This window comes from Treponema sp. OMZ 790, assembly GCF_024181285.1.
Lineage (GTDB): Bacteria > Spirochaetota > Spirochaetia > Treponematales > Treponemataceae > Treponema_B.
The window spans coordinates 913,194-939,785 of record NZ_CP051201.1; the positions used below are offsets into that span (position 1 = coordinate 913,194).

The 26,592-nt window shown below is 29.9% G+C and carries 37 protein-coding genes and 1 pseudogene; 37 read left to right on the forward strand and 1 reads right to left on the reverse strand.

What is annotated here, in order from left to right:
* Positions 1 to 587 precede the first annotated feature (587 nt).
* From E4O01_RS04295 to E4O01_RS04440, 30 genes are all read left to right on the forward strand, one after another.
* Entirely contained in the window at positions 588 to 1,172 is a 585-nt protein-coding gene (locus tag E4O01_RS04295) for a hypothetical protein (RefSeq protein WP_253730183.1), read from the forward strand.
* A gap of 499 nt (positions 1,173 to 1,671) precedes the next feature.
* Positions 1,672 to 2,007, forward strand: a complete 336-nt coding sequence (locus E4O01_RS04300; RefSeq protein ID WP_253730184.1) for a TM2 domain-containing protein — start codon at positions 1,672 to 1,674, stop codon at positions 2,005 to 2,007.
* A gap of 50 nt (positions 2,008 to 2,057) precedes the next feature.
* On the forward strand, positions 2,058 to 2,318 hold the full coding sequence (locus E4O01_RS04305; protein WP_256484110.1) for a DUF2752 domain-containing protein: 261 nt from the start codon (positions 2,058 to 2,060) through the stop codon (positions 2,316 to 2,318).
* Between the two features lie 113 nt (positions 2,319 to 2,431).
* A complete protein-coding gene (locus E4O01_RS04310; RefSeq protein WP_253694610.1) occupies positions 2,432 to 3,238 on the forward strand; it encodes a hypothetical protein in 807 nt (268 codons plus the stop codon).
* Positions 3,239 to 3,380: 142 nt separating this feature from the next.
* Positions 3,381 to 3,938 carry a hypothetical protein gene (locus E4O01_RS04315; RefSeq protein WP_253694611.1) on the forward strand — a complete coding sequence of 186 codons (558 nt, stop codon included), beginning with the start codon at positions 3,381 to 3,383 and terminating at the stop codon, positions 3,936 to 3,938.
* Between the two features lie 487 nt (positions 3,939 to 4,425).
* Entirely contained in the window at positions 4,426 to 4,740 is a 315-nt protein-coding gene (locus tag E4O01_RS04320) for a BrnT family toxin (RefSeq protein ID WP_253687623.1), read from the forward strand.
* Positions 4,712 to 4,984, forward strand: a complete 273-nt coding sequence (locus E4O01_RS04325; protein ID WP_253687624.1) for a BrnA antitoxin family protein — start codon at positions 4,712 to 4,714, stop codon at positions 4,982 to 4,984. The genes E4O01_RS04320 and E4O01_RS04325 overlap by 29 nt, the downstream gene beginning before the upstream one ends.
* 96 nt (positions 4,985 to 5,080) lie before the next feature.
* The gene (locus tag E4O01_RS04330) at positions 5,081 to 5,542 is read left to right on the forward strand and encodes a hypothetical protein (protein WP_253730185.1); all 462 of its coding nucleotides are present in this window, start codon (positions 5,081 to 5,083) and stop codon (positions 5,540 to 5,542) included.
* Between the two features lie 240 nt (positions 5,543 to 5,782).
* Positions 5,783 to 6,070: a hypothetical protein gene (locus E4O01_RS04335; RefSeq protein ID WP_253694555.1), complete on the forward strand. Its 288-nt coding sequence runs from the start codon at positions 5,783 to 5,785 to the stop codon at positions 6,068 to 6,070.
* A gap of 138 nt (positions 6,071 to 6,208) precedes the next feature.
* Positions 6,209 to 6,682 carry a hypothetical protein gene (locus E4O01_RS04340; RefSeq protein ID WP_253694613.1) on the forward strand — a complete coding sequence of 158 codons (474 nt, stop codon included), beginning with the start codon at positions 6,209 to 6,211 and terminating at the stop codon, positions 6,680 to 6,682.
* A 971-nt stretch (positions 6,683 to 7,653) separates the two neighbouring features.
* Entirely contained in the window at positions 7,654 to 7,983 is a 330-nt protein-coding gene (locus tag E4O01_RS04345; RefSeq protein ID WP_253694588.1) for a hypothetical protein, read from the forward strand.
* A 174-nt stretch (positions 7,984 to 8,157) separates the two neighbouring features.
* Positions 8,158 to 8,430, forward strand: a complete 273-nt coding sequence (locus E4O01_RS04350; RefSeq protein WP_253694589.1) for a BrnT family toxin — start codon at positions 8,158 to 8,160, stop codon at positions 8,428 to 8,430.
* A gap of 16 nt (positions 8,431 to 8,446) precedes the next feature.
* Positions 8,447 to 8,659, forward strand: a complete 213-nt coding sequence (locus tag E4O01_RS04355; RefSeq protein ID WP_253694590.1) for a BrnA antitoxin family protein — start codon at positions 8,447 to 8,449, stop codon at positions 8,657 to 8,659.
* Between the two features lie 323 nt (positions 8,660 to 8,982).
* On the forward strand, positions 8,983 to 9,615 hold the full coding sequence (locus tag E4O01_RS04360; protein WP_253694615.1) for an SAP domain-containing protein: 633 nt from the start codon (positions 8,983 to 8,985) through the stop codon (positions 9,613 to 9,615).
* A gap of 259 nt (positions 9,616 to 9,874) precedes the next feature.
* A complete protein-coding gene (locus E4O01_RS04365) occupies positions 9,875 to 10,717 on the forward strand; it encodes a DNA-methyltransferase (RefSeq protein ID WP_253694616.1) in 843 nt (280 codons plus the stop codon).
* Positions 10,710 to 11,447 carry a PmeII family type II restriction endonuclease gene (locus E4O01_RS04370; protein WP_253730186.1) on the forward strand — a complete coding sequence of 246 codons (738 nt, stop codon included), beginning with the start codon at positions 10,710 to 10,712 and terminating at the stop codon, positions 11,445 to 11,447. Before E4O01_RS04365 ends, E4O01_RS04370 begins: the two co-directional genes overlap by 8 nt.
* Before the next feature lie 1,067 nt (positions 11,448 to 12,514).
* A complete protein-coding gene (locus tag E4O01_RS04375; protein WP_253694618.1) occupies positions 12,515 to 12,745 on the forward strand; it encodes a type II toxin-antitoxin system antitoxin VapB in 231 nt (76 codons plus the stop codon).
* Positions 12,745 to 13,149, forward strand: a complete 405-nt coding sequence (locus E4O01_RS04380; RefSeq protein ID WP_253694619.1) for a type II toxin-antitoxin system tRNA(fMet)-specific endonuclease VapC — start codon at positions 12,745 to 12,747, stop codon at positions 13,147 to 13,149. The genes E4O01_RS04375 and E4O01_RS04380 overlap by 1 nt, the downstream gene beginning before the upstream one ends.
* Before the next feature lie 317 nt (positions 13,150 to 13,466).
* On the forward strand, positions 13,467 to 14,117 hold the full coding sequence (locus E4O01_RS04385; protein WP_253679575.1) for a hypothetical protein: 651 nt from the start codon (positions 13,467 to 13,469) through the stop codon (positions 14,115 to 14,117).
* Between the two features lie 108 nt (positions 14,118 to 14,225).
* Positions 14,226 to 14,804, forward strand: coding sequence for a prevent-host-death family protein (locus E4O01_RS04390; RefSeq protein WP_253694621.1), 579 nt, complete (start codon positions 14,226 to 14,228; stop codon positions 14,802 to 14,804).
* 133 nt (positions 14,805 to 14,937) lie between these two features.
* On the forward strand, positions 14,938 to 15,183 hold the full coding sequence (locus E4O01_RS04395) for a type II toxin-antitoxin system prevent-host-death family antitoxin (RefSeq protein WP_002688978.1): 246 nt from the start codon (positions 14,938 to 14,940) through the stop codon (positions 15,181 to 15,183).
* On the forward strand, positions 15,184 to 15,504 hold the full coding sequence (locus E4O01_RS04400; RefSeq protein WP_253694622.1) for a type II toxin-antitoxin system RelE/ParE family toxin: 321 nt from the start codon (positions 15,184 to 15,186) through the stop codon (positions 15,502 to 15,504).
* Between the two features lie 345 nt (positions 15,505 to 15,849).
* A complete protein-coding gene (locus E4O01_RS04405; RefSeq protein WP_253694623.1) occupies positions 15,850 to 16,137 on the forward strand; it encodes a toxin in 288 nt (95 codons plus the stop codon).
* Entirely contained in the window at positions 16,130 to 16,387 is a 258-nt protein-coding gene (locus tag E4O01_RS04410; protein ID WP_253694624.1) for a hypothetical protein, read from the forward strand. Before E4O01_RS04405 ends, E4O01_RS04410 begins: the two co-directional genes overlap by 8 nt.
* A gap of 200 nt (positions 16,388 to 16,587) precedes the next feature.
* A complete protein-coding gene (locus E4O01_RS04415) occupies positions 16,588 to 17,646 on the forward strand; it encodes a DUF4238 domain-containing protein (RefSeq protein ID WP_253694625.1) in 1,059 nt (352 codons plus the stop codon).
* Between the two features lie 297 nt (positions 17,647 to 17,943).
* A complete protein-coding gene (locus E4O01_RS04420; RefSeq protein WP_253694626.1) occupies positions 17,944 to 18,579 on the forward strand; it encodes a sister chromatid cohesion protein PDS5 in 636 nt (211 codons plus the stop codon).
* 151 nt (positions 18,580 to 18,730) lie between these two features.
* Positions 18,731 to 19,015, forward strand: coding sequence for a hypothetical protein (locus tag E4O01_RS04425; RefSeq protein WP_253694627.1), 285 nt, complete (start codon positions 18,731 to 18,733; stop codon positions 19,013 to 19,015).
* Positions 18,994 to 19,242 (forward strand): hypothetical protein, encoded by a 249-nt coding sequence (locus E4O01_RS04430; protein WP_253694628.1) that lies wholly within the window; start codon positions 18,994 to 18,996, stop codon positions 19,240 to 19,242. The genes E4O01_RS04425 and E4O01_RS04430 overlap by 22 nt, the downstream gene beginning before the upstream one ends.
* A 521-nt stretch (positions 19,243 to 19,763) precedes the next feature.
* Positions 19,764 to 20,051, forward strand: coding sequence for a toxin (locus E4O01_RS04435; RefSeq protein ID WP_253694629.1), 288 nt, complete (start codon positions 19,764 to 19,766; stop codon positions 20,049 to 20,051).
* Positions 20,044 to 20,301 carry a hypothetical protein gene (locus E4O01_RS04440; protein WP_253694630.1) on the forward strand — a complete coding sequence of 86 codons (258 nt, stop codon included), beginning with the start codon at positions 20,044 to 20,046 and terminating at the stop codon, positions 20,299 to 20,301. Before E4O01_RS04435 ends, E4O01_RS04440 begins: the two co-directional genes overlap by 8 nt.
* 441 nt (positions 20,302 to 20,742) lie before the next feature.
* Here the strand turns inward: E4O01_RS04440 and E4O01_RS04445 are convergent, their stop codons facing one another.
* A complete protein-coding gene (locus tag E4O01_RS04445) occupies positions 20,743 to 21,759 on the reverse strand; it encodes an IS5 family transposase (RefSeq protein WP_253730187.1) in 1,017 nt (338 codons plus the stop codon).
* Positions 21,760 to 21,807: 48 nt separating this feature from the next.
* Here E4O01_RS04445 and E4O01_RS04450 point away from each other — a divergent pair, with 48 nt between their 5' ends.
* From E4O01_RS04450 to E4O01_RS04480, 7 genes and pseudogenes are all read left to right on the forward strand, one after another.
* Positions 21,808 to 22,386 (forward strand): hypothetical protein, encoded by a 579-nt coding sequence (locus E4O01_RS04450; protein ID WP_253694640.1) that lies wholly within the window; start codon positions 21,808 to 21,810, stop codon positions 22,384 to 22,386.
* Positions 22,387 to 22,395: 9 nt separating this feature from the next.
* Positions 22,396 to 23,037, forward strand: a complete 642-nt coding sequence (locus tag E4O01_RS04455; protein ID WP_253694641.1) for a DUF3575 domain-containing protein — start codon at positions 22,396 to 22,398, stop codon at positions 23,035 to 23,037.
* Between the two features lie 19 nt (positions 23,038 to 23,056).
* Positions 23,057 to 23,332: pseudogene (locus E4O01_RS04460) on the forward strand (hypothetical protein); the annotation flags it as partial.
* Between the two features lie 52 nt (positions 23,333 to 23,384).
* Positions 23,385 to 24,401 carry an IS5 family transposase gene (locus E4O01_RS04465; RefSeq protein ID WP_253694631.1) on the forward strand — a complete coding sequence of 339 codons (1,017 nt, stop codon included), beginning with the start codon at positions 23,385 to 23,387 and terminating at the stop codon, positions 24,399 to 24,401.
* Between the two features lie 282 nt (positions 24,402 to 24,683).
* Positions 24,684 to 25,169 carry a hypothetical protein gene (locus E4O01_RS04470; protein WP_253694638.1) on the forward strand — a complete coding sequence of 162 codons (486 nt, stop codon included), beginning with the start codon at positions 24,684 to 24,686 and terminating at the stop codon, positions 25,167 to 25,169.
* A 138-nt stretch (positions 25,170 to 25,307) separates the two neighbouring features.
* Positions 25,308 to 25,739 carry a hypothetical protein gene (locus E4O01_RS04475; RefSeq protein ID WP_253694637.1) on the forward strand — a complete coding sequence of 144 codons (432 nt, stop codon included), beginning with the start codon at positions 25,308 to 25,310 and terminating at the stop codon, positions 25,737 to 25,739.
* Positions 25,723 to 26,514, forward strand: coding sequence for a class I SAM-dependent methyltransferase (locus E4O01_RS04480; RefSeq protein WP_253694636.1), 792 nt, complete (start codon positions 25,723 to 25,725; stop codon positions 26,512 to 26,514). Before E4O01_RS04475 ends, E4O01_RS04480 begins: the two co-directional genes overlap by 17 nt.
* Positions 26,515 to 26,592 lie beyond the last annotated feature (78 nt).

Genomic DNA, 26,592 nt, shown 5'->3' on the forward strand with positions numbered 1-26,592 from the left:
AAGTTATGTTTTATTATAATATTTACTTGATTAAGGAAAAGAAAACTTTCGTCTGAGGGTTTTAAACTCGCTAAGGAAAACAACAAATAAAAGTCCTTCGGACGGTCTGGTAATTATAATAATTAACTTGTTAAGGAAAAATAAAGTTTTATCTTGGGATTTTATAACTCGTTTAGTAAATCAACAAAATAAAAGTCCTTCGGACGGTCATGGTAATTATTATAATTATTTGCTAAGTAAAATAAAATTTTAGCCTTATAGTAAAATTGTTGATTTTTTAAATTTAATGATGAAAAGCTGTATAGGTTAAAAAAAGTCTAATTGTTAAGAATAAGCTTATAATTTTAAGATAATATTATTTATAAAAGTTTAGTTTTGTAAATAATAAAGCTTTATAATAAAATTTTAAGTTTATTTATTAAATATAGTAATAAAAAGCAAAATAGTGTAAAATTAAAAGCACAATTGTTAATATAAGCGATTAAATAAACTAAAAGTGTCTAACACCCGCTTCAACCTGACATTGCGGAGTAGCCGCAAATGCAGGTTAAGCGAATGTTAAGCAGACCCTTCGGGCGGAAGATAATATGAATGAAGAATATTTATCACGAATTAAAAAAGCTCAAAATGAAGATGCGAAAATGCAGGTATTCAGTGAAATAATCGTAGAGAATACACTAAAAAGTAAAAACATTGAATATACTAAAGATAAAAAAATAAATGGAAATAAGGATGTGGATTTTCAAGTTAATTATGACAATTGGATTTACAATATTGAAATAAAGACACCTGGATTTATTAGGCGATTAAATACGGATATATTGTATTATTCTGTTGATTATCGTATAGATAATTTTGATCATAATCTAATTAAAACCGAGATTATTCCAAATTTATATAATAAGACTTCTGATAAGATGAATTATAAACAATACAGTATATTAACAAGGGAGGATTATCGACTTGAAGAATATTTGAAACTAATGAAAAGCAAAATAAATAAGGCTGATCATACTACGAATGTATTATTTATTTCTTTATATGACAGTCAGCATCTATGTGAATATTTCAAATTACTTGCTGATACCAATTCTTTAATAGACAGAATACTTAAGCATCGAGAATATGAAGATATTCACATAATCATTTTAGTTTGTTTTATAAAAAATTAAAGATAGTTCATATAATGATGAATTGTGTTTGGATGGAACAGATTGTTTCTTTTATGAAAATATGCATTCAAATCAGTATCATAAAGATGAATATATTTCAAAGCATACAAATCTTCTAAACATATTTCCCAATTTTACACTTTTTTTTAATTCTGAGTATGAAAAGTATAGATGTGCTGAGCTATCAGCTCAAAGGCTATTTCCAATACATATAATAGAATATTTAAAAAATAACCAGTATGTAAAATTTCAAGAAGATAATATCGAAAAATATATTGGATCAACTTTTCAATGTTCAATTAAAACAATGTTTCTGGAAAACAGCAATATAAGATATATATTTATTAGAGATGCCTAACACCCGCTTCAACCTGCCATTGCGGATGAGCCGCAAATGCAGGTTAAGCGAATGTTAGGTTGACCTGCCTACGGCAGGCAGGTGCGGAACCGACCTATAACATTTATTTCGACTTAAAAATAAATTTATAGGAGGTCCAGAATGGACGCAAATAAAATTGATATGTTTTTTGTATCAAATGGGAAAAAATTGCCTAGCGAAAAAGCAGCAATTATTCGGGAAAAAATGGCAACTATCGATGATTCAAGATATGCTACAATAAGTTCAGTTGAGATGAAAGATCCCACAACAATGTTACTTATAAGTATTTTTCTTGGCAAATTTGGCGTTGATAGATTTATGCTGGGTAATACCGGGATGGGAATTCTGAAATTATTGACAGCAGGATTGTGTGGAGTTCTTTGGCTAATAGATGTGATACAGATTAGCGGAAAAACAAAGGACTATAATTACAATGCATTAATGCAAATATTATAAAAAAATGGCCAACTATAAATAGTTGGCCTTACAAATAAGAACTATATAATATGACCTGTATAGTAAGAGCGTTATTTAAATGCCCTTGCCCTACATGTGGTGTTACACGGGCAATGATTAGTTTATTAAAGAGTGATATAAAAAATTATTGTGATTATAATATAATGGGAGTTCCATTGTGTATTGCAACAATACTGATGGTTTTAGGGGAAAGGAAGAATAATAAGGCATATCAAAAAGTCAGTGGGTGCATATTCATAATTAACATAGTATATTATATTTATAGACTATATAGCGGAAATATTCCATAAAATAGAGACCTAACACTCGCTTCAACGCTGACAAACGGGACTGAGCCCGTTTGCAGGTTAAGCGAGAAGTTAGGTGTATAATATGGAGCCTTGGGTAAAAATAGGATAAAATATTGGAAGAGAATGAATTAATACAAAAAGTAAAAGAATATACATATTATCTTACATATGAATATTTGGAAGAAGTATGCAAGGACTTGTTACAAATTAAAGATATAAATCTTTTCTTTGAAAAATGTTATGAAAATGATGCTATTCATGAATGGAAAAGTCCTTGTTCATTTATTTGTGATTCAGTAACTCATTCACATAAATATCGAGAACTAATATTAAAAAAATATGAAAATGATTGTATTTATAAATTTTGTGAAAAAATGCTATTTGATTCTTCATATACCAGACGAAGAGAAGCATTGAGTATAATCTGTGATACTTTAGATATTCATAGAATAAAATGTAAAAAAGTACTGGAAGAGTATTTTCTTTTTGTAATAGAAAATGATCCGCTACTTTTATATGATTATATAATGGATTTTACGTGGTTATATGCTGATGAAATTAGAATTAGGAAAAATCTCTATTCAAAAATCTTAAATCTGAATAATGAATTTGCTAATCTTACATTATTAGAATCTTTAGATAGTCTAATCGTACCTTTTTTTAGTAGAAGTGGATTACTAAAATACAAAATTTTATCAAAATTAACAAGAGATAAAAGTAGATGTGTAAATTCATTTGCTGAAAGAATAAAAAAGAATATGCTTATTAGAAATTATAATAAACACATTGAAACAAAAACATATATTCTAGCAAATGCAAAGTTAGAATTCATTAATATAATGTTTATGAATAAAACTGAAACTTATAATAAAGATGATTTTATAAATTTTTATTTTAATTATGTAATGGAAAACACCTAACACCCGCTTCAACCTGACATTGCGGAGTAGCCGCAAATGCAGGTTAAGCGAATGTTAGGTTGACCTGCCTACGGCAGGCAGGTGCGGAACCGACCTATAACATTTATTTCGACCAAAAATAAATATTTATAGGAGAAAATTTATGATGTATGTTAGTATTGGAGATTACAGGTTTAATGAACCTTTTCCTGATTCTAGATGTGGTAGTTGTTATCATCTAAAAAAAATAAAAGGTGATAGTAAATATCAATATCAATGTTCTGCAAATACGGGATGTAAAGCCGCTCAACTAGCACAAGGTAAACCTTATGAAGGAAATTGTGCAGAATATGAAAAACCTGAACAAGCAATACTTGATAATAAACCTAAACCCAAATTTATCAAATTGCTTATTACAGGTTTAATTTTGTCTATTGTTTATGCAATAGCAATAATTATTTATGGCAAGATTAAAAATGGAGTTGATATAAATGCTCCATTTATTCTGACATTTGTTACAGGTATTCCTATTGGTACTATTACTTTTACACTTTTACGGTTGATAAAAAATGTTGTAAATAAAATTGCAACAACTATGGGGCAATCGTTTAAAGCTGGCGGTAATTTATTAGGATGGATTATTGCAACATTTCTACCATATGTATCGCCAATTATTGTCTATTTTATTATGGCAGGTGTGTTTGGTGTGAAATTATTTTAGAATAAGGAATTTTAAAATATATTAACTAAATAGTTAAGAAAATATTAGTAAGGTTCAGATGCCTTATTGATGTTTATTTATGTTATGGATTTAGATATGATATAAATATTTTAATATTATATTTATATCTAAATAGAATTATTAAATATGGAACCTAACACTCGCTTCAACCTGACAAACGGGACTGAGCCCGTTTGCAGGTTAAGCGAATGTTAGGTTGACAAGCTAACCGCTTGCGGAAAGACTTGTACTTAATCTGCAAATATATTAATTTGTATAGAAATTTATATATTAATAAAGTCTAAAACTGAAAATATAATTCTTAGATTTGCTAAGAATGAAAACAGCTTAATATATGCTAAAATAAAAAGTTAGCTATGGAGTTTATTTGAAATTTGTTAAATAAATAAAAGTTTCGTTTTTCATAATTTAAGCATATGCTTGACAATATATCCTTATAAATATATACTTTTGATAGGGATATTTTATGGGTAAAACTGTTATAAGTGAAAATCGTCGTTTTGAATGGGATGAAGAAAAGAATGAAATCAACTGTAAAAAACATGGTTTCGGGTTTGAAGAGATAACGGATGTCTTTGATGATCCATATTTTCTTGTCCGATATGATAAAAATCATTCTGTTGATGAAGAAAGATGGAATGGTATAGGTTGTATAAATGGAATGTTGGTTCTTGTAACTACTTTTACGGAACGTGAACGAATTAGAATTATTTCAGCTCAAAGAGCAGATAATGATTTGAAGGAGGTCTATTATGATTACATCAAAAAAATTAACGGCTGAACGAATTGCAGAAATTGAGAAATTCCCTATTACCTATGATGAAGATTCTCCGAAATTCTCAAAGGAAGAATTACAGGAATTTGTTCCGTATCATAAAGAGTATTTCGACATAACACCAAAAAAGGTATCAATTTCATTTAAAATTGATGCTGATATTCTTGCAATGATGAAGGCAACCGGTAAAGGTTATCAGACAAGAATAAACAAATGTCTTAGAGATGCTGTTTTCGAAGGTAGATTTTAACCTAACACTCGCTTCAACCTGACAAACGGGACTGAGCCCGTTTGCAGGTTAAGCGAATGTTAGAGCGACGCCTTCGGCGCGGCAGAAGAGAAATATATGACTGATAACAAAATAATTGTTAAATATCTTGATAGCTCTACAGAAAAATTAGAATTTGTTTATGAATATATTAATACCAGTAGATACCAAGATGAGCTTATCAAAGACTATAATTTGTGGAATCAAATTTGTAGTTCGCTTTATGTAATTAATGATACTATATTAGCTATTAAAAGTTATCTTAGTAAGAAATATCCAAAAGATATTGGGCGAAAATACTTGTATACATATGGTATTCTCCAAGCACTGTTTACACAGCAAGATGCAGTAATTAATTTAACAGAATGTTTTAATGTCGAGACCAAAGTATGTGATGTATTTAGAGAAATCCGTAATTTACGAAACATTTCAATAGGTCACCCAACCAAGCTGGAAAGAAGAGAGGGTGTGTATTATGGATATATTTCAAGAATAACATTATCAAAATTCAGTTTGAATTATATAAAACCGATCAGGTAAAGAAACGAGACCAATTTATCACAGTTAAATTGGTAGAATTGATAAAAAGCAAGCGATTGAAATAAATACCATAATTAGTTCATTATCAGAATATTTAATTGAACTGGATACCAAACATAAGTGTCAATATAAGGAAAATAAAATGGAAAATGTATTCCCAGACAACATGAGGTACTATTTTGAAAAATTGGTGAAGGTTTATATTCTTCAGATTATGTAAAAGATGATTTTGCATTAAGCATGTTGAATTGCGTAAAACAACATTATGATGAATTTAAACAGAAATTAATTGAGCGGAAGGAATTTAGTGAATACATAGAGTGCGATTGGAATCAATATAATCATGCGCTTGAAAAGGTTGAAGGCTATCTCAAAAAGAACGATAAATTTATGAATGGAACAGATGCTAGAATTTATCTGTTTTATTTACGTGAAGTGCATAAGAGTTTTGTAGCTATTGCCAAAGAAATTGATGAAGAGTATGAAAAAATCTCTAACACCCGCTTCAACGCTGACAAACGGGACTGAGCCCGTTTGCAGGTTAAGCGGATGTTAGATTGACCTGCCTAAAGACAGGCAGGTAACGGAACCAATCAAAGCATTCTTTCGACAAAAAATAAAAATAATTGCAATGAAAAAAGGCATTGCAAGAAGGAAGGTCGAAAGATGAAACAAAAAAGATTAGTTTCAATAATTGGAATGTTGGTTGTGCTTTTCAGCACATTATTTATGATTATAGGGTGCGGGAATAAACCTTTTAACTATGTAAAGGAAAATATTTCACTTAAATTTAAAAATGAAACCGGTAAAACCTGTTATGTGGAAATATCAGGTTTTTCTTCCAGCCCCAATGGCGATGAAATAGCATTTCCAGCTGTATTAAAAACCGAAATACCTGCTGATGGTACAGAAAAAACGATTACTGTAAAAGATGTAACGGTGATCGCTAAAAATTCTGACCATACCCATAATTGTAAAGTGAAGTTCTCAATGGAGACAACTTCCATTGATGCAAATGTTCGAACAAGTTATAAATCATTTTACGCGGACACAAAAGATCAATACAGCAATGGAATCTTTCATATCAAAAAAGAAGTACAAGGCGGAAACCAGCAACTTATTGTTGAATTTACGAACTAAGTTTAAGTTGCTAATTAAATCCCGATAAAAGGGAAAATAATTGAGTACAGTAATGCAATAAAAAGTTCCGTAACTTATTGTATGAACTGCTTAAAAATACATCTAACACCCGCTTCAACCTGACATTGCGGAGGAGCCGCAAATGCAGGTTAAGCGAATGTTAGACAGATGCCTAACGGCACAATTAACTGCAACTTTGAAAAAGTAGTGTGTATTTTTTTGTAAATTAAAGCGTAAAACCCAAGTTAAAAGCTTAGGTTCTTTGAATAAAGTTTTGTTTTATTATAATATCTATTTTGATAAGGAAAAATAAACTTTCATCTGAGGATTTTTAAACTCGTTAAGGAAATCAACAAAATAAAAGTCCTTTGGATGGTCATTGTAATTATAATAATTATTTTCTAAGGAAAATAAAGTTTTATCTGAGTGTTTTTAAACTTTTTAAGGAAATCAACGATTTAAAAGTCCTTCGGACGGTCTGTGTTTATAATAATTATTTTCTAAGGAAAATTAAAATTTATCTAAGTATTTTAAACTCGTTAAGGAAATCGACAAAATAAAAGTCCTTCGGACGGTCTGGTAATTATTATAATTATTTGTTAATGAAAATAAAATTTTAGCTTTATAGTAAAATTGTTGATTTTTTTAATTTAATGATGAAAAGCTGTATAGGTTAAAAAATAAAGTCTAATTGTTAAGAATAAGCTTATAATTTTAAGATAATATTATTTATAAAAGTTTAGTTTTGTAAATAATAAAGCTTCATAGTAAAATTTTAAGTTTTTTTATTTATTAAATATAGTAATAAAAAGCAAAATAGTGTAAAATTAAAAGCATAATTGTTAATATAAGCGATTAAATAAAATAAAAGTGTCTAACACTCGCTTCAACCTGACATTGCGGAGTAGCCGCAAATGCAGGTTAAGCGAATGTTATACGGACGCCCGCTGGGCGCTGTGATGGGATAATAAATGAGAAAAATTACAATTATATTTATATTATTTTGTATAGTATTTGTTTCATGTTCACAAAAACAAATTCCATTTAACAAAAAACAATGGGTGAGAGAAAAAAATCGATTTTATATGACCGATTCGCTTATTAAAAATTTAAATGAAGATAAACCGAAAAGAGCTGAAATATTTGATTTGCTTGGAACACCAGAACTTGAAGGACGAATTAAAGATACAGAAGTCTCTTATTGGTTAAAATCTGATGGTTTTCTTGCTATGTGGGAATTATATATTTATTTTGATGATAATGGAAACTTTGAATCCGCTGTGGTTGCATATGCCGATTAAAAAACAAAGAAGTATCTTTTCAGTAAGTCAAGATCGCTGAAAAAATAAATTGAACTTTAAGATTCAGCTTAAAAAGCTTTCTTACATCACATACTCACCGCTTTTATGAAATATTTTGTGTGAAATATTTTGTGTTGACAAATACATAAAATAGTATGTATAATATAGATGTATATGACATTTGAATGGGATGAAAATAAAAACTCTGAAAACATACGGAAGCATCAGGTTTCTTTTGAAAAAGCGCAGGATACTTTTTTTGATGCAAACCGTATGATTTTAGAAGATATAAAGCATTCCAGTTCTGAAAAACGTTATTTTTGCATTGGAAAAACAGACGAAGGAATTTTGACAGTGCGTTTTACAATACGCGGTCAAAATATTAGGATTTTCGGCGCAGGCTATTGGCGCCAAGGAAAGAAACTCTATGAAGAGCATTTACAGTAACCCCGAAAAAGCAGTAATGGAAGCATTGGATTCTGCCGTATTAGTGGCGGATTTTCTTCCTTCACCAGCAGAGCTTATAAAAAAAACAACAAAAGAAAAAATAACAATCTCAATAGATTCTGATTGTATTAGTTTTTTCAAAGCAGAAGCAAAGAAAAATAATACAAAATATCAGACTATGATGAATGAAGTACTTTCTCAGTATGCAAAGCATTATGCGGTAAATTGAATTGTAGAATAGAACAATCGTATAACACCCGCTTCAACGCTGACATTGCTGTGCAATGCAGGTTAAGCGTTAGTTAGATGGACATGCTGTCGCATGCAGAAGAAAATAATATGCGGATATAAAATCATTATGGAACATAATTCGGAAATTCTGTGTAAAAATTCAGAAAAAATTCATACAACTGAAATGGGTATTGAGCAAATAAAACGCAATCTTGATTTAAATACCTAAGATGTTGTTGAGTGGTGTAAAAATAAAATTCTTGATAAGAGAAATTCAATAATCAGAAAAGGAAAAATTGGTATATAAGTATTGAGGATATTGTGATGACCGTTAATGCATACAGTTATACAATAATTACAGCTCATAAGAAAAAAAGCTATATGACAATAAAAGAATTCGAGAATAAATATTGGTACATGAGTGAACTCAAAGGATTAGCAAAATTACTTGAAATTCCTTTTCACACAAAAATACGAAAGGATCAGCTTGAAGACATTATTATTCGATTTTTGGAAACAGGAACTGTAAACAAAAAGAATAGTTATCAGAGTAAAAGCCGGAATAAGGACATATTGAATAATCATAGTTATGTTGAAAATTTTAGCAACAAAAAAGAAACATGGGAATTCATAAATAGTGAAATGGATAGACGAGTTCGAGGATTAAAACCAAAATCAGGGGCGAAATATTGGCTTAATCGCTGGATTGAAAATAAACTTTCTAATTGCAAAAAAATAACATATAATGATGTCATTTGTGAATATATTCGTTTAAATAAAACTGAAGGAAAACTTCCGCAAATCCCGTCCTGTAAATTTAATAACTTTATAAGCGATTATCTGGCAAATGAAAAAAATGCAACACGAGAAGAGGCTTTGCAAGCATGGAATAAACTAAAAGATATGAAAGCAAAAAAAGATTATATAACATGGAAAAAGAATAAAAATACATAGAAAATTTCATCTAACACCCGCTTCAACCTGACACTTGTTTTGTCACGAAAGTTGCTGGAGGCGGTCGCTGCTGGTGCAGCTCCCTTTTTAATACAACTTTCGTGCCAACTTTGCCTTACGCTATACGCTTCGGCAAAGGCACAAATGCAGGTCAAGCGAATGTTAGTTGGACATTGCTAGCGCAATGCATTTTTTGGATTACTGTACTAATTATCGTTTTTTGTGTAAAATTACAAAAAGGATTTATTCATAAGACACTATGATAACAACGAATATATTATCGGGAGATTGTCTGGAAAAACTAAAAGCATTACCCAACTCTTCCGTCGACCTTATTGTTACCTCACCTCCTTATGCCGATCAGCGGAAAAATACGTATGGCGGTATAAAACCGGAGAAATATGTATCATGGTTTCTTCCGATTGCTGCGGAGCTTTTTAGAGTTTTGAAAAATGACGGTACTTTTATTCTCAATATAAAAGAAAAGGTTCAAAACGGGGAACGCAGCACGTATGTTCTTGAATTAATCTTGGAAATGAAAAAGCAAGGCTGGTTATGGACAGAAGAATTTATTTGGCACAAAAAAAACTGTTATCCCGGAAAATGGCCGAACAGGTTTAGGGATGCGTGGGAGCGTTTGTTACAATTCAATAAAATAAAAAAATTTAATATGTATCAAGAAGCTGTAATGGTTCCTATGGGAGATTGGGCAAAAAATAGGCTTAAAAATTTATCGGAAGTCGATAAAATACGGGACAACTCAAAAGTCGGAAGCGGTTTTGGAAAAAATATTTCAAATTGGCTTGAAAGAGATAGGGCATATCCAACCAATGTCCTTCATTTAGCCACTGAATGCGGTAACAAAAACCATAGTGCTGCATTCCCTGAAAGTTTGCCTGAATGGTTTATAAAATTATTTACTCAAGAATATGACACTGTCTTGGATCCTTTTATGGGATCGGGTACGACAGTCTTTGTTGCAAACCGTATGAACCGTCATGCGATAGGAATTGATATTGTAGATGAATACTGTGAAAAGGTACAAAAGAAAATCAATGAACAAGAGATAATGTTGTTTGAACGTGAGGTTAACTATGGGTAGTTTGAGCATAGATGACGTAAAAATATATGTTGAAAACCATATTGGTACCTTTCATAAAAAGAGAATAAGCAGTTTAGATAATTTAAAACTATCGACAATCTTAAAAAGAAAGAATCCGTATCTTTTTAAAGCAAAAAATATTTTAACTGCCGAACAGATTGTATCCGGATTTTTAAATGCTCATATTTCCTCAAATGAAGAAACAATCTTTGGCGACTGGCTTGAAGGACTTGCTCTTTTCATTAACTCTAAAGTGTATGGAGGTTATAAATCCGGTATACAAGGTATTGACCTTGAATTTGATGATAAGAATACACGTTATATTGTCAGTATAAAATCGAGTCCTAATTGGGGTAACAGTTCTCAAATTAAGAAAATGATTGCCGATTTTAAAACAGCTAAAAAGACATTACGGACAAGCAACTCTCAGTTACATATTGTTGCAGTGAACGGCTGCTGCTACGGTAAAGAAAAGAATTATGATAAAGGTGATTATTTTAAATACTGCGGTCAGCAATTTTGGGAATTTATTTCAGGAGATGAAAATTTATATATTGATATCATTGAACCGTTAGGATTTAAAGCAAAAGAAAAGAGTGATGAGTTTATGCAGTCATATACACAGATGATAAATAAATTTACCGGAGAATTTATCCAAAACTATTGTTTATCTTCCGGTGAAATCGACTGGAATAAAATAGTAAAATTTAATTCTGCAAAAGAAAAATAAAAATGGTTATCAACTAACACCCGCTTCAACCTGACATTGCGGAAGAGCCGCAAATGCAGGTTAAGCGGCGGATGTTAGACCGATGTCTTACGGCACGATTAACTGTAACTTTGAAAAATGGGATGCATTTTTTTGTAAATTAAAGCGAAAACCCAAATTAAAAGCTTAGGTTCTTTGAATAAAGTTGTGTTTTATTATTATCTACTTGGATAAGAAAAATAAATTTTTATCTAAGAATTTTAAAACTTGCTAAGTAAATCAACAAAATAAAAGTCCTTCGGACGGTCTGGTAATTATAATAATTAACTTGTTAAGAAAAATAAACTTTGTCTTAGGGTTTTAAACTCGTTAAGGAAAACAACAAATAAAAGTCCTTCGGATGGTCTGGTAATTATAATAATTAACTTGGTAAGGAAAATAAATCTTGTATCTTAGGATTTTAAAACTTATTAAGGAAATCAATGAATTATAAGTCCTTCGGACGGTCATGGTGATTATAATAATTAACTTGTTAAGGAAAAATAAAGTTTTATCTTAGGATTTTATAACTCGTTTAGTAAATCAACAAAATAAAAGTCCTTCGGACGGTCATGGTAATTATTATAATTATTTGCTAAGTAAAGTAAAATTTTAGCTTTATAGTAAAATTGTTGATTTTTTAATTTAATGATGAAAAGCTGTATAGGCTAAAAAAAGTCTAATTGTTAAGAATAAGCTTATAATTTTAAGATAATATTATTTATAAAAGTTTAGTTTTGTAAATAATAAAGCTTCATAGTAAAATTTTAAGTTTTTTTATTTATTAAATATAGTAATAAAAAGCAAAATAGTGTAAAATTAAAAGCATAATTGTTAATATAAGCGATTAAATAAACTAAAAGTGTCTAACACCCGCTTCAACCTGACATTGCGGAGTAGCCGCAAATGCAGGTTAAGCGAATGTTAGGTTAATGGCACGTAGTGCCACTTATTGTTAATAAAAAAAGCTAAAAATTGATTTTATGACAAATAGAAGTTGACAATAATCTTACTTTTGTATATATTATAATATATACGGAGGTGCTGATATGGTTTGTGCAAAAGTATTCACAAGCGGAAATAGTCAGGCTGTAAGGATACCTAAAGAATTTCATATTGCTTTTTCTGAATTATTTATCAAGAAAATCGGTTCATCAATAATCCTAACACCAAAAGAAAGCAATTGGGAAAATCTTGAAAGAAGTCTTTCTGAGTTTTCTGATGATTTCATGACAGAAGGAAGAAGTCAACCGACAATGCAAGAAAGGGAAGTTTTTTAATGTATTTGCTAGATACAAATATCTGTATTTTCCTCATAAAGAATAAAAATCTATATTTAAAGGAAAAAATATTTAACTGTAAAAAAGAAGAATTATTTCTTTCTTCTATTACAATTGCTGAGTTGGAGTATGGTGCTGCGAAAAGTCAATTTAGAGAAAAAAATCGCCAAGCTCTTTTGGATTTTTGTTCCGATTTTACTAACATAATAGGTTTTACGACAGAAGATACAGAAACATACGGAATGATTAGGGCTTATCTTGAAAATAAAGGGATAGCAATTGGACCTTTTGATACACAGATTGCTGCTCAAGGCTTAGCTAGAAATCTTATTGTGGTTACAAATAATATAAGAGAATTTTCTAGAATACCAGGACTAAAAGTCGAAGATTGGACAAAAGAATAATAGAAACCTAACACCCGCTTCAACCTGACATTGCGGACGAGCCACAAATGTAGGTTAAGCGAATGTTATACGGATGCCTGAAGGCACAATTAACTGCAACTTTGAAAAAGTAGGGTGTTTTTTGTAAATTTAAGGCTTAAAACTAAAATTAAAAGCTTAGGTTCTGTGAGTAAAGTTTTGTTTTATTATAATATCTACTTGGATAAGTAAAAATAAGCTTTCATCTGAGTATTTTAAACTCGTTTAGGAAATCAACGAAATAAAAGTCCTTCGGACGGTCTGGTAATTATAATAATTAACTTACTTAGGAAATAAAAATGAGTCTTATAATAATATTTTTTTTATTGATAATTTATATTCCGTTTCTTTTTATTAAAGATGAAAAAAGTAAATTATATTTCAGAATAATTGTGATAATATCAAATATATGTTTAATGCTTTTATCAATATTTTCTTTTCAATTATTAAGATGTTTAAGTGTTATTGGAGTACTTATATACTTTTATTTATGTATGCTAGTTATAATTTTAAACATCTTATTTGTTATAACAAACATTATAAAACTAAAAAAAATAAGGGGATTATTTTTTTTAATACCAATTGCGTTTTCTATTTTCTTTAGTTTTTTGATTATAAAAAATCAGTTATCGGAAAGAATTGCTTTAAAAATTGAATTTAAAAAATATAAAAATGAGCTTGATAGTTATATTACGAATAATGTAAAAAATGAAAGTATACGAATATTTGATAATTATGTAGGAATTATATGGGATCCTGGTTTTTTAGATACATATAGTGTTATAATTTATGATAAAAATAATAATTTAGATATTTTATATGATTCATCTGAAGATATGTTTGAGGATAAAGAAATGTATAATGAATTTAAAAAAGCTTTTGAATATGAAAAAATTGTTAATTTAATAAAAATTGAGGATAACTATTTTAGATGTAATATACATCAGTAAACGATTGCGTATAACACCCGCTTCAACCTGACATTGCGGAGGAGCCGCAAATGCAGGTTAAGCGAATGTTATACGGACACGCCGCTGGCGTGCTAAGGAGAAAAAAATATGGTACTTAAAGAAACGACTTCTAAACAAGATAGAATAGATATTGCACTAGAAATGTATAATTTAATTGGAATAACAAAAAAGACACTTCGTAAAACAAAAATAGGCTGGTTTGTTGTTCTTATAATTGGAATAGGAGCATTAGTAATGGGGTATTGTATGAGGAATACCGGAAAAAATGATAATTTTCGATATTTCATTTATTTATTTGGTATTTTCTATACTATTCGTTCTATGATTGGCTTAATTTTTTTAGAGCGAGAGTACAAAGCTCGTGTTGCAAAAAAATTAAAAAAATATGATGCCGAAGTACTAAAGAGATATAACATTTCTGAGAATATTGAAACAATTATAGAAGTAACTGATAGTTATATTGAAACAGTAAGTCTTGGTACGATTTCTAGGTATAACTTACAAGATTATATTACAAACTCTGAATCAGAAAAATTTTATATTTTAGAATTCTCAAATGGAAGGTATATTTTCTTAAAAAAAGAAATATTGGGAAAGAAAGAAAATTATGATGCGATTATAAAAACAATAGAAGAAAAAGAGAATATTTTATTATCAGGTAGGTAGAACTTGATGATAAAATAAAACTTTAGAGAAGATATAATGAAGAAGAGGCTTAAGTCAACTTTATACCACTTGACAGTTTATAAGTATTTTAAGATAATTATTTAGTAAAATATTACGAATATTAGAGGTGTATATGATTGCTATAAAACCTGTTTCGGATTTGCGTAATTATAATGAAGTTTTGCAGGATGTTGCTGATGAATCGCCGGTTTTTCTTACTAAAAATGGCAGGGGGTGTTATGCTGTGATTTCTATAAGAGATTACGAAAAATTGACGGCTACGAAAACTCTTTTTTCTGAATTGAAGAAAGGTGAGGAATCTGCTTTGCAAAACGGATGGCTGGATCCAACTGAAGTCAGAAAAATGGCAGGACTTTGAATGTTTGAGATAAAGATTGCTCCGCAAGCGGCAGCAGATTTACTTGAAATCAAAGATTATATAGAGAATGAACTTCAAAATCCCATAGCAGCACATAATACCATTTCAAAAATTATAGAAACTTATGAAAATTTAACGGCTTTTCCAAATGTAGGGATTCCTGTGGAAAAATATGTTTCATTTCCTACAGATTATAAGTTTGTGCTTGCAAATAATTATTCAATATTTTATAGAATTGAAGACGAAGTTATAAGAATTGTAAGGATTTTGTATTCAAGAAGAGATTTTGTTCGTATTTTATTTGGAGAGAATAGCAAATAGCGTCTAACACCCGCTTCAACCTGACATTGTGGACGAGCCGCAAATGCAGGTTAAGCGAATGTTAGACCGATGCCTTACGGCACGATAAACTGTAACTTTGAAAAATAGGATATATTTTTGTAAATTAAAGCTTAAAATCCAAATTAAAAGCTTAGTTATTTTGAATAAAGTTATATTTTATTATAATGACTAATTGAATACGAAAAAATAAATTTTTTTCTAAGTTTTTTGAACTTGTTAAGAGAATCGATGAAGTCCTTCGGACGGTCATGGTAATTATAATAATTATTTGTAGTATTAAGATTTATTGTTAAAAAATTGAAAAAGTGATATATTATTTATAGTATGATATTCGATTGGAATAACGAAAAAAATATGATGCTTAAAAGAGATAGAAATATATCGTTTGAGCGGATTATTGTAGCAATTGAGCAAGATGGTTTATTGGATATTTTAGAGCATCCAAACAAAGAAAAATATCCAAATCAACTTTTGCTTCTTGTAAAAATTGATAGATATGTATATGTAGTTCCTTGTGTACTTGAAAATGATGTTTGTTTTTTGAAAACTATTTTTCCAAGTAGAAAATATACGTCTAGATATCTTGATTGGAAAGGAGAAGGAAATGAATAGTGAAAAAGAGTTGTATGAATCTATAGAAAATGATGAATGGAAATCGGTAAAAAATTTTTATGATTTTAGTAATGATTTAAAAAAGGCTGCTGAAAGTATGATTATGAAAAGAGATAAGATAGATATAATGCTTGTAAAGCAAGATATGAATAATCTAAAGGCCAAAGCTTTTGAAGAAGGTATGGAATGTGAAGTTTTTGCAGGAAGTATTTTACATAAATATTTAACTGGAAAGCTGATAGAAAGATAAATAATTCAATGCGTCTAACACCCGCTTCAACCTGACATTTGTTTTGTCACGAAAGTTGCTGGGGGGTCGCTGCTAACGCAGCTCCCTTTTTATGCAACTTTCGCGCCAACTTTGCCTTAACTCTTCGCTTCGGCAAAGCCACACATGCAGGTTAAGCGAATGTTAGACGGACGGTGCACAGCACCGCTGGGAGAAATATTTTGAATAATAAAACTAAAAAACAGCATTATATTCCGCAATTTATTTTAAGAAATTGGTCTGATAATAAATCTTCGATAAAAGTATTTTTATTACGAGATAATCAAATTATATCGAATGCTCCAATTAATGGACAAGCTCAAAAAGCATTCTATTATGGAAAGGATCAAAAAATTGAAAAATTGTATGGATCGTCAGAAGATGAAGCAAGTGTTGTAATTAAAAAAATTCAAAAAAGAGAAGAATTAACTAAAGAAGATATTCGAGTTTTGAAGCATTTTATTGTAGTACAAAATACTAGAACTCCAGGTAAGATACAGGAGTTTACTGATAGTATAACCGAAATGTCAAAAGAACTATTAATAAAATCTCATAAATTTGATAATTGGAAAAAAGAAATTGAAGCTGCAAAAATTGAGCTCAATAATTATCCGTTTTGGCAACTACTAATGTATTTACAGAGCTTTCTTTTGTTTGTAGATTTAAGGTTTTTAATATTAGAATCAAAAACTACAAATAAATTTGTAATAGGACAAAACCCTGTAATAATAACAAATAAATTCCTAGAAGAAAAGAGATGGACTAATTCGAAAAAAGGACTTGCATTAAAAGGTGTAACGGTTTTATTACCTATTTCTCCAGAGTTTGTAATTTGTTTTTATGATAACGAATCATATTCAATTATTGGAGAAAAAAAATATCATAAATTAACGGATGAAGAAATAAATAATTTAAATATGTATCAATTTGTAACTACTGAGAATTCAATTTATTTCAAAGAGTTTAATGAAATTTATAACAAATTTAATTCAGTAACAGAAGAATACAGAAACAATTCAAAAGCAACACTTAAATCTTCACCAATTATTAACAATACACAAATAATTCAGATGGGAAATAAAGATTATCCAATAGAACCAAAACAAGAATTTTTGGCAATAAAAGAAAAGGCTTGGTTATTACCACTAGAGTATTGTTCATTAGAAAGAAAAGGAGCTAGAGCCGCTCAAGAATATATTGAAAAAGATCCTAAATTGTCAGAGCTTCTTCAAATTGATTAAAATAAAATCGTCTAACACCCGCTTCAACCTGACAATTGTTTTGTCACGAAAGTTGCTTGACGGTCATTGCTAACGCAATTCCCTTTTTTATGCAACTTTCGCGCAAACTTTGCCTTACGCTATACGCGTCGGCAAAGGCACAAATGCAGGTTAAGCGAATGTTAGACAGATGCCTCACGGCACGATTAACTGCAACTTTGAAAAATACAGGATGTAATTTTGATGAACATGTAAATGCTATTGCGTTTATACATTCGCTATCTTGTTATTTAGAATACAAAAAGAAGATTTAAAACAATGAATGAAAAAGAAATAATGTCAGAACTGAATAATTTGACTAAGCAAAAAGAAAAATGGAATACATCTATTGACAATGTAGTATTGATACTCAAAAGTACCAATTCTAAAAAAATAAAAGCAAAATCATTGTGGTTGCTTGGTGAAATGGGGCTACAGAATTCTTCACAAATACAAGACCATATACAAATAATAGCCAGTTTTCTAAATGATAAAGAGCCTAAATTAAGAGAAAGAGCTGTTAATGCTTTAGGAAGGATTGGAAGAGCTAACCATTTATTAGTAATGCCTTATTGGGATAATATAATGGATATGAAAAATGATGAATCATCGGATGTCAGAATGTGTTTTATATGGGCTTGTGAAAATATTGCAACAAATTCTCCTGAGTTATATAGCAATTGTATGGATATTTTTTTAGAGTTGATAAATGATAAAAATGACAGAGTTCGTATAGAAGCTCCTGAAATGTTTAGAGTTATAGGAAAACGAAAACCAAAATATGTAGAACCCTATTTGGACAAATTGCAATGGTTTGCTGATAATGATTTACATCGAGTTGTTCGTATTCATTCAGCAGGGGCTGTTCGAGTTACAAAAAAAGCATTGGAAGCAACTAAAAATATCGATGAATAAAAACAGCAAATAAGATAGTGTCAAAAGGAATAGTGGCTTTAACCGATTGGTGCAAAGTTTATTTTAAGCTTTATCTTACTGACAGCTTTTATACTCGATATGTTATAGATTATTTTTGGGAAAAATAGTATTATTAATAAAGGAGATTTATATGACGATTGCAGATTTTGTAAATGAAATTATGGAGCTTTTTATTAAGTCGGCTTCTAGACCTGATGATGTTCTATTAGTTAGAGATATTTTTAATAAATTTTCTATTTCACAAGGCTCAGAAAAACATTTAAATTTTATAAAGGCTGTAGAAACGCTTAAATCACAGGGGTATATTTCTATTGAGAAAAGAGCTGCTGGTTTAGAATGCCTTGTATTAACAACCAAAGGTTTTGAGTCGATAAAAAAAGTGAAAAGGATTTTATGTCGATCGAAGATTTTGTAAATGAAATTATGGAGTTTTTTATTAAGTCGGCTTCTAGACCTGATGATGTTCTATTAGTTAGAGATATTTTTAATAAATTTTCTATTTCACAAGGCTCAGAAAAACATTTAAATTTTATAAAAGCTGTAGAAAAGCTTAAATCACAGGGGTATATTTCTATTGAGAAAAGAGCTGCTGGTTTAGAATGTCTTGTTCTCACTGATACAGGATTTAATACTATTGGTTAGATAATATTAAATGCTATAAAAATAAAGTATTTCATAAAAGCAGTCTATAACATGATGTAAAAAGTAATGCTTGTCAATTTGTATTAAGTTGTATAAATAAAAGTGTCTAACACCGGCTTCAACCTGACATTGCGGAGGAGCCGCAAATGCAGGTTAAGCGAATGTTAGACAGATGCCTTACGGCACGATAAACTGTAACTTTGAAAAATTTGCTGTGTATTTTTATAAATTAAAGCTTAAAACCCAAATTAAAAGCTTATGTTCTTTGATTAAAGTTGTATTATAATATCTACTTGGATAAGGAAAAGAAAACTTTTATCTAAGTATTTTAAAACTCGTTCAGGAAATCAACGAGTTAAAAGTCCTTCGGACGGTCATGGTGATTATAATAATTAACTTAGTAAGGAAAATACAAGTTTAGTTTTGTGTTTTAACATTATTATGTAATATAAAAAATAAAGCTTATTTATAATATTTGATTTGTTGTTAAAAAGCTGAAAAAATGATATATTATTTATAGTATGATATTTGATTGGAATAATGAGAAGAATATGATGCTCAAAAAAGATAGAAATATATCTTTTGAGCGTATTATTATAGCGATTGAACAAGATAGTTTACTGGATATTTTGGAACATCCGAATAAAGAAAAATATCCAAATCAACTTTTGCTTATTGTTGAAATTGATAGATATGTATATGTAGTTCCTTGTGTACTTGAAAATGATATTTGTTTTTTGAAAACTATTTTTCCAAGTAGAAAATATACGAGAGAATATCTCGAAAGGAAAGGAGTAGAGAATGAATAGTGAAAAAGAGTTATATGAATCCATAGAAAATGATGAATGGAAATCGGTAAAGAATATGCATGAACTTAGTAGTGATTTAAAAAAAGCTGCTGAAAGTATGCTTATGAAAAGTGAAAAGATAGATATAATGCTTGGTAAACAAGATATGAATAATCTGAAAGCAAAAGCTTTTGAAGAAGGTATTCACTATGAAGTTTTTGCAGGAAGTATATTACATAAATATTTAATTGGAAAACTGGTAGAAGGATAAAAAAACTAATGTGTCTAACACCCGCTTCAACCTGACATTGCGGACGAGCCGCAAATGCAGGTTAAGCGAATGTTAGATTGACCTGCCTAAAGGCAGGCGGGTAATGGAACCGATCGAAACAGAATAAAAAATAAAATAATTGCAATGAAAAAGAACATTGCGAAAGGAAGGTCGAAATGAAAAATATAAAAATACCTTTAAGGATATTGTTTGTATTCAGTATGTTGTTTATTTCTATAGTAACACTACTTGTAGGGTGTTCTCAGCCTGTAGGTTTCCCGCAATCTTTTCGGGTATATTATAGGGCACCTCTAAAAACCTATTTTTTAGTGTACCTATTTATTATTTTAGTAGCTTTTTTATAAATTGTCTAGTGTAAAACTTGGATTCTTTATCTTAGTTCCCTTACTTTTCATTTTATTACCTATATGCTCCCTCATTTTATTTCTTTAGATAGCAATATCGACATAAGTTGTATGTTAAGTTCATCATTATTATCGAAAATGTTGCACGAGCTAATCCTATCGTTCTTACATAGATACCTTTCATTGAGTTTGTCATAAAGCCAAATACATGTTCTACTCTCGCCCGTATTTTTGATTTTTTTCTGTTACTGATTTTTTGTTTTTTAGTAAGAGGTTTTCCTCTTGCTCCTCTTTCACAAATTTGCCCTTCTATTCCTTTCGCTTTTAAAATCCTGTCTATTTCTTCTCCTATATAAGCACTATCTGCGTATAATCTTTCATCTTCCTTTTCAACTAAATTTTTTAATTCTTTACTATCATGAACATTGGCTGCTGTTACCGTCGCTTTCAATATAAGCTTACTTTTTTTATCTACTTTTATATGATCTTTATAACCGTAATAGCTACGTTTGTGCTTCTTTGTCCACCTAGCATCACAGTCTTTTTGTGATAATTTTGCCTTATTTTTTGCTTCTTGCCATTGTTCAGGGATTTTTCCGTTTTTGATTTGTTCATTTTCATCTTTGCTGTTATGCTGTATCGGAGCTTCTACTATTGTCGCATCTATTATCGTTCCCTCTTTTCCTATTAAGTTATTTCTAGCTAATTCTTTTCCAAACTTTTCAAATAACTTTTTTGATACTCTCGCTTCAATGAGTTTTTCTTTAAAAAGCCATATTGTTTTTGCATCGGGTACTTTATCTTTTAATTCCAATCCTAAAAATCTCATAAAGGATAGCCGATCGTTTATTTGATATTCCGTTTGATCATCACTTATGTTGTATAATTTTTGTAAGATTATTATTTTAAACATCATTACATAATCGTATGCAGGTCTTCCGCCTAAACCTTTTGGCTCTTTGGTTAATGCTTTTTTCAATAGCGGTCTGAATATTTCCCAATTTATTTTTTCATTTAATTTTTCAAGACTATCTCCTAACTTGCTTAATACTCTTAAACGATCTTCTTCATCAAATAATCCTTTTTGTTTCATATCTCATTTTATCATCTTTTTAATCTTTTTTAAAGGGGGTTTTTAGAGGTGCCCTATAGTGATAATTATTCACAGCTCATCACGGATGCAAATTATTCAGCAAAAGTAAAAGTTGAAGGTATTCAGGTAATTACGCAACAGGTAAGTTGTGGATATGCTGTAATAGAAATGCTTGCAAAATGGAAAAATAAAAATATTAACGAGCAATCATTGTTATCCCAAAATAATGGTAGGATTTCCACATCTCTTGGAGCAGGCTTTTTGAATGAAACGGCCAAGCAGTTTCCGGAATGGAACATAATTAGGTGTGTAAATATTTCCAATACCGAATTGCTAAGGCAAATATATTCGTCACTCAAAAATGGATTTCCCGTCCCAATTGAATTTGCTGCGAAAAATACAGATGATGAATGGACACTTCATTTTGCTCTTGTTAATGCAGTTGATTTTCCTAACAATCAGATTTTTGTGTTAAACCCGTATGGGTATGAGGAAACATATACTATAGATAGTTTTATCAAAGCAACACGGTATGAGTGTTATGAAAATATGGAGTGGTATTTCTCCGCCGGATTCCATATGGGTTTATTTAATAAAAACACAATCTATCTTTTAAGTAGTAAATAAGGAGGTGGTATGAAGCGGGTAACGATTACTTTCTTTATGTTTATTTTTTTCGTATCGTCTATTTCTCTGTATGCAGTAGAAACCGAAAGACGGTTTTCTATTCAAACAAATCCGATTTACATCATCATCGATGCAATTTATCCTTTTCTGGATAAAGAAAAGCAGACTAATTATTTTACAATGAATCTTGAAGTTCAATATTCGCTAAGTAAACAATTTTTCCTCTCACTGAATAATATCATCACATATGAAAAGTATTTAATGAGTTATTATCAAGATAGTAGTGGAAGAAAGTTTAACAAAAGCTTTGCACAGCAGTTTCAATATATAGCTGAACCGGAGTTTGCATATAAGCTGTCCGGCTCATATCTGCAGGGCTCCTATGTTGGTGCAGCTCCCAGAATAGGGTTCACACATGTCTCTTCAAGTAATATAAATGACACCTTCCTTATCTTGGGTTTTGGTGTTATTTCCGGTTACCAGTGGATAATAAAACAGGGGTTTACAATTCAATTAGGAGCCGGAATCGGCAGATCGTGGACTATTCCGGTCAAAAAGAATGTGAGTGTATATGACCGACGAAGTGAATGGCGTTTATTCAATCTTCCCTTTGATATACCTCTGAAAATACAAATTGGATATTCTTTTTAGGGCGTATATGGTATATAAAATGACAATAATGATAATATCAACTCTTATGTTGATGGTGTTTTATTTTCTTTTGTTGTATGGAGGAGTAGCTTTTGTTCAGAATAAGAAGTTTTTTTCTTCAGCACCTAAAGAAGTTTATGATGCCATTCCTAATAAAAAAGAAAAATTTCATGGTGCCCATATAATAGGCCGGATTATAATTGCAATTGCTTTTCTTATCTTTTTAGGTGCATTTATACTTGGTGCATGGAACGGAATACATAATAATTTTAATTTTATCGAATTCTTTATAAGGGCACCTCTAAAAACCCCCTTTAAAAAAGATTAAAAAGATGATAAAATGAGGTATGAAACAAAAAGGATTATTTGATGAAGAAGATCGTTTAAGAGTATTAAGCAAGTTAGGAGATAGTCTTGAAAAATTAAACGAAAAAATAAATTGGGAAATATTCAAACCACTATTAAAAAAAGCATTAACCAAAGAGCCAAAAGGTTTAGGCGGAAGACCTGCATACGATTATGTACTGATGTTTAAAATAATAATCTTACAAAAATTATACAACATAAGTGATGATCAAACGGAATATCAAATAAACGATCGGCTATCCTTTATGAGATTTTTAGGATTGGAATTAAAAGATAAAGTACCCGATGCAAAAACAATATGGCTTTTTAAAGAAAAACTCATTGAAGCGAGAGTATCAAAAAAGTTATTTGAAAAGTTTGGAAAAGAATTAGCTAGAAATAACTTAATAGGAAAAGAGGGAACGATAATAGATGCGACAATAGTAGAAGCTCCGATACAGCATAACAGCAAAGATGAAAATGAACAAATTAAAAACGGAAAAATCCCTGAACAATGGCAAGAAAAACAAAATAAGGCAAAATTATCGCAAAAAGACTGTGATGCGAGGTGGACAAAGAAGCATAAACGTAATTATTACGGTTATAAAGATCATATAAAAATAGATAAAAAAAGTAAGCTTATATTGAAAGCGACGGTAACAGCAGCCAATGTTCATGATAGTAAAGAATTAAAAAATTTAGTTGAAAAGGAAGATGAAAGATTATACGCAGATAGTGCTTATATAGGAGAAGAAATAGACAGGATTTTAAAAGCGAAAGGAATAGAAGAGCAAATTTGTGAAAGAGGAGCAAGAGGAAAACCTCTTACTAAAAAACAAAAAATCAGTAACAGAAAAAAATCAAAAATACGGGCGAGAGTAGAACATGTATTTGGCTTTATGACAAACTCAATGAAAGGTATCTATGTAAGAACGATAGGATTAGCTCGTGCAACATTTTCGATAATAATGATGAACTTAACATACAACTTATGTCGATATTGCTATCTAAAGAAATAAAATGAGGGAGCATATAGGTAATAAAATGAAAAGTAAGGAACTTAAGATAAAGAATCCAAGTTTTACACTAGACAATTTATAAAAAAGCTACTAAAATAATAAATAGGTACACTAAAAAATAGGTTTTTAGAGGTGCACACATGTTATTCATTACATTGTATATATCCCGATTTGTGCCGCTTTAGCGTGGATATGCACTCTGATGTACCTCTAAAATAATAAAGTAAAAAATCTAAATTATGAAGTTAGAGGCATAGCCTGTAACTATATAAAGGAGTAAGGATGAAAAAAGTACTTTTAATATTACTAATTTTAATTATAAATATTCCCTGCTTTTCACAAGTGATAAATATCGATTATTTTCCAAAAAATAATGATATTGATAAACAATATGAAATAGATATGCAATCTTGGAGTACTAATTATGAATGGCAGATTATTATTGGAAAATATTCATCTATTTGGGAAAGACAAATGTATTTGGAAATGGAAAGACTTATTTCAATCATTCCACATTTTGAAAAAAAAATAAGAAAAAATCAAAAAAAATGGGAAGAAACTATAGAACAGGATTTTAAATTAATAGCTGCAAATGTTGATTTCAATAAAATAGGACGAGAAGTATATATTGGTGAATATTGCACTGCAAGAATAGAACTTTATAGAAACAAAGCAATATATTATTTATGTCTTTATTACACAATCAAAGATCAGATATCAGAAGATAATTTATATACTGATATTAAAAAAACTGAACTAGCAAAATAAATATTAACTTATTTAATCTTATTATTGTTTCAAAGATGAATTATGTTGCGGTTCGTGAAAAATTCATTCAGTTTGATATTATTTTTAAGCCGTAAAAGAAATCGGATAATATGAAATTGATTAATAGGATGTAAGCTCATGAAATATGATTTTAATTTTCTTGAAGATTATTTTAAAGATTACAATGTAACTATAAATATAGATGGTGATACATCTTTTAAAATTACTTTAGATCAAGAAGTTACAATATATTTTCAAAATGCAGAGAATGAAGATGATTCATTAATTGCGTTTGTAAATGGTGAGTGGCATTGTCATGATGATATAATTTTTTCCGGAAAAAACGGCTATTATATATCTTTAAATTATATTGATTTTATTTCAGAAATAATTGAAGGGAATGTATTAATTTGTTTATTATATTCAGCCGGAAAATTAAAAGATATTTTTCCTATTCATAAAAATTATTTTGATGAACTCGATTATATGGAATTTGGTGAAGAGTTAAGAATAAAAAAATTGAAAATAGAAAAAAAATTTGGAAAACTTAATTATGAGCAAGAGAATTGAAATATTAAATTCTTTTTATGATGATATCGATGAAGACTCTAGGTTGGACAGAAGCCGTCATGGACAATTGGAGTATATCACTACAATGAACTATATTCACCGATATGCAAAAGCCGGAGCGAAGATATTGGAAATTGGAGCCGGTACAGGCAGATATTCCATTACCTTGGCAAAGGAAGGATATAAGGTAACGGCTGTTGAACTGGTAGAAAGCAATCTTGAGGTGCTGAGAAAAAACGGCAGCGGTATTAAAAATATCGTTTCTTATCAGGGGGATGCCTTAAATCTTGATAGATTTGAAGATAATAAATTTGACATTACATTATTATTCGGGCCGATGTATCATTTATATGATAAAAAAGATGTACACAAAGCATTGGATGAAGCAATTCGCGTTACAAAAAAAGGTGGAATAATTTTGACGGCTTTTCTTTCCGTATATGCCATTATGAACAACAATTACCTTAAAGAAACTCTTGCCGCAGGTATAAAGATGAACTTCGATGATGATTATAAAGTTAAACATTTTGAAGAACAGCTGTTTACAGGCTATGACATTACAGAATTTGAACAGCTTTTTGAATCTCATAAGACAAAGTATCTGACTACCGTTGCTGTAGACAATATTTTGGAATCGGCAGAAGGTAGAACCGATTTTAAAATGCAGGATAAAGACTTTGAGCTATTTGTGAAGTATCACTTAGCAACATGTGAAAAAAGGGAATTGCTTGGAGCTTCAAGTCATCTATTATATATATGCAAAAAAGAAGATTGATGGAAATCAAGAGAAAATTGAAAGAAAAGTTTCAGAAATATGTTCTAAATTGTAAAATAGACATGTAAGTATAAATAA